Source organism: Mesorhizobium sp. WSM4810 (assembly GCF_055811235.1).
The window spans coordinates 2,491-6,056 of the sequence record NZ_JBVVQV010000060.1 but is presented as its reverse complement, the minus strand read 5'-3'; the positions used below and the strand labels follow the sequence as shown (position 1 = coordinate 6,056).

Annotated in this window: 1 protein-coding gene and 2 rRNA genes; all 3 read right to left on the bottom strand. The window is 53.8% G+C overall.

Features of this window, described 5'->3' with window-relative positions; translation table 11 throughout:
• Positions 1-51: 51 nt before the first annotated feature.
• Positions 52-166, bottom strand: a 5S ribosomal RNA gene (gene rrf, locus AC0L3O_RS35090).
• 296 nt (positions 167-462) lie between these two features.
• Positions 463-3,329, bottom strand: a 23S ribosomal RNA gene (locus AC0L3O_RS35085).
• The coding region (locus AC0L3O_RS35080) for a hypothetical protein (RefSeq protein WP_473618105.1) at positions 3,315-3,566 on the bottom strand (252 nt) is incomplete at its 5' end. The genes AC0L3O_RS35085 and AC0L3O_RS35080, both read right to left, overlap by 15 nt.

Here is a 3,566-nt window from a genome sequence, read left to right as displayed (position 1 = left end):
GGGCCTGTTTTGTAAGGAGAAGACTGGATTTTTGCAACGTGCGTTTTGCAGACCTGGCAGCGACCTACTCTCCCGCGTCTTGAGACGAAGTACCATCAGCGCTGGAGCGTTTCACGGCCGAGTTCGGAATGGGATCGGGTGCAACCGCTCCGCCATAACCACCAGGTCGGCAAAGCGCACGTTGCTCGAGAAGCTTTTTGAGCGAATAGCGATGAGAGAGTAGCGAATAGGGAACCCTATTTTCTGCTCTCTCTGAGCTGTTCGCTGGTCTTATGTGTGCCTTTACCGTTCTTTTGGTCTTGGCGCCTTTCGAAGCGAAGCTTCGCAAGGTCGACCGACCGTCGGCGCCGATGCGCCGCACCCACGTAGCGCCGCCCGCAGGGCGGAACAAGCGTGAGTGAGAACAGACCATCTCGGCGCAATCCGAAGGATTGTCGCCCAAAATGGGCATAGGGAATGAGAACGATCAAGCCGATCGAACTATTAGTACCGGTAAGCTTCAAGCGTTGCCGCTCTTCCACACCCGGCCTATCAACGTGGTCGTCTTCCACGGTTCTCAGGGAATACTCGTTTTAAGGTGGGTTTCCCGCTTAGATGCCTTCAGCGGTTATCCCGTCCGGATATAGCTACCCTGCTATGCGGCTGGCGCCACAACAGGTCCACCAGAGATCCGTCCATCCCGGTCCTCTCGTACTAGGGACAGATCCTTTCAATATTCCTACACCCACGGCAGATAGGGACCGAACTGTCTCACGACGTTCTGAACCCAACTCACGTACCGCTTTAAATGGCGAACAGCCATACCCTTGGGACCTGCTCCAGCCCCAGGATGCGATGAGTCGACATCGAGGTGCCAAACAACCCCGTCGATATGGACTCTTGGGGGTCATCAGCCTGTTATCCCCGGCGTACCTTTTATCCGTTGAGCGATGGCCCTTCCACGCGGGACCACCGGATCACTATGACCGACTTTCGTCTCTGCTCGACTTGTCAGTCTCGCAGTCAGGCAGGCTTATGCCATTGCACTCAGCGAACGATTTCCGACCGTTCTGAGCCCACCATCGCGCGCCTCCGTTACTCTTTAGGAGGCGACCGCCCCAGTCAAACTACCCACCATACATTGTCCCGGACCCGGATGACGGGCCGCGGTTAGACATCCATAGTGATAAGGGTGGTATTTCAAGGGTGGCTCCACCTGAGCTGGCGCCCAGGTTTCAAAGCCTACCACCTATCCTACACATGCCACTACGAATGCCAATGTAAAGCTATAGTAAAGGTGCACGGGGTCTTTCCGTCTAACCGCAGGAACCCCGCATCTTCACGGGGAATTCAATTTCACTGAGTCTATGCTGGAGACAGCGGGGAAGTCGTTACGCCATTCGTGCAGGTCGGAACTTACCCGACAAGGAATTTCGCTACCTTAGGACCGTTATAGTTACGGCCGCCGTTTACTGGGGCTTCGATTCAGAGCTTGCACCCCTCCTCTTAACCTTCCAGCACCGGGCAGGCGTCAGACCCTATACGTCGTCTTGCGACTTCGCAGAGCCCTGTGTTTTTGATAAACAGTCGCTACCCCCTGGTCTGTGCCACCCTCCTCCACTTGCGTGGAAAAGGGTCACGCTTCTTCCGAAGTTACGCGTGCAATTTGCCGAGTTCCTTCAGCATAGTTCTCTCAAGCGCCTTGGTATACTCTACCAGTCCACCAGTGTCGGTTTCGGGTACGGTCTATAAGGAGGAGCTATTTCCTGGAACCACGCAGCAGCCCGTTCAATCCGATAAGATTGGACTACCTCAATGATCCGTCACTTCCTCCAGGCCCACGAATATTAACGTGGTTCCCATCGTCTACGCATTTCTGCCTCGACTTAGGGGCCGGCTAACCCTGCTCAGATTAGCTTTAAGCAGGAACCCTTGGACTTTCGGCGGGGGAGTCTCTCACTCCCCTTACGTTACTCATGTCAGCATTCGCACTTCTGATACCTCCACCACCCCTCACGGGTATGGCTTCATCAGCTTACAGAACGCTCCGCTACCGCTCGTGATTGCTCACGAACCCTAAGCTTCGGTGTATGGCTTGAGCCCCGTTACATTTTCGGCGCAAAGACCCTTATTTAGACCAGTGAGCTGTTACGCTTTCTTTAAATGATGGCTGCTTCTAAGCCAACATCCTGGTTGTTTTGGGATCCTCACATCCTTTCCCACTTAGCCATAACTTGGGGACCTTAGCTGTAGGTCAGGGTTGTTTCCCTTTTCACGACGGACGTTAGCACCCGCCGTGTGTCTGCCGACTAGTACTCCCAGGTATTCGGAGTTTGGTTAGGTTTGGTAATCCGGTGAGGACCCCTAGCCCATCCAGTGCTCTACCCCCTGGGGTATTCGGTCGACGCTCTACCTAAATAGATTTCGCGGAGAACCAGCTATTTCCGAGTTTGATTGGCCTTTCACCCCTAGCCACAAGTCATCCCGAACTATTGCAACAGTTATGGGTTCGGTCCTCCAGTAAGTGTTACCTTACCTTCAACCTGCTCATGGCTAGATCACTCGGTTTCGGGTCTAATGCGACGAACTGAACGCCCTGTTCAGACTCGCTTTCGCTGCGCCTACACCTAGCGGTTTAAGCTTGCTCGTCACACTAAGTCGCTGACCCATTATACAAAAGGTACGTGGTCACCCAGGACGAACCTTGGACTCCCACTGTTTGTAGGCAATCGGTTTCAGGTACTCTTTCACTCCCCTTGTCGGGGTGCTTTTCACCTTTCCCTCACGGTACTAGTTCGCTATCGGTCATGCACGAGTACTTAGGCTTGGAGGGTGGTCCCCCCAATTTCAGACAGGATTTCACGTGTCCCGCCTTACTCGAGGACGATGATTTGCATTACGCGTACGGGGCTGTCACCCACTATGGCCCTACTTTCCAGAAGGTTCCGCTTGTCTCATCATCGCCACTGGCCTGGTCCGGGTTCGCTCGCCACTACTGCCGGAGTCTCGGTTGATGTCCTTTCCTACGGGTACTTAGATGTTTCAGTTCCCCGCGTTCGCCACTTTATCCCTATGTATTCAGGATAAGTTACCTATAACAGATACTTGGAAACCACAGCAGCAAGTCTGCGCGATCTCAAAGAGATCGTCGCTTAACGCTCAATCCTTTTGGGATCTCGCGCCAATTACCTGCTGCTCTGATTTTCCAAGCACCTTAGGTGGGTTTCCCCATTCGGAAATCTACGGATCAAAGGGTATTCGCACCTCCCCGTAGCTTATCGCAGCGTATCACGTCCTTCATCGCCTGTGCATGCCAAGGCATCCACCAATTGCCCTTAAGACACTTGATCGTTCTCATTGCCAATACCCACCGCGCGATCCCGAAGGGATCGTCGCTTCAGCCACAAACCAAAGGATTGTCGCCTCAGCGCGATCTCGAAGAGATCGTCGCTCGAACCAGATCCTGTGCAGGATCTAGCTTCAATGTCATTGGCACAAAAAGACCAGCTTCTCGAGATCGGTTCGAGGGTGCGGTTAGGCAAACCCATCATATGCGGGAGATTGAGCGTCTCCCGCGACAAATCACA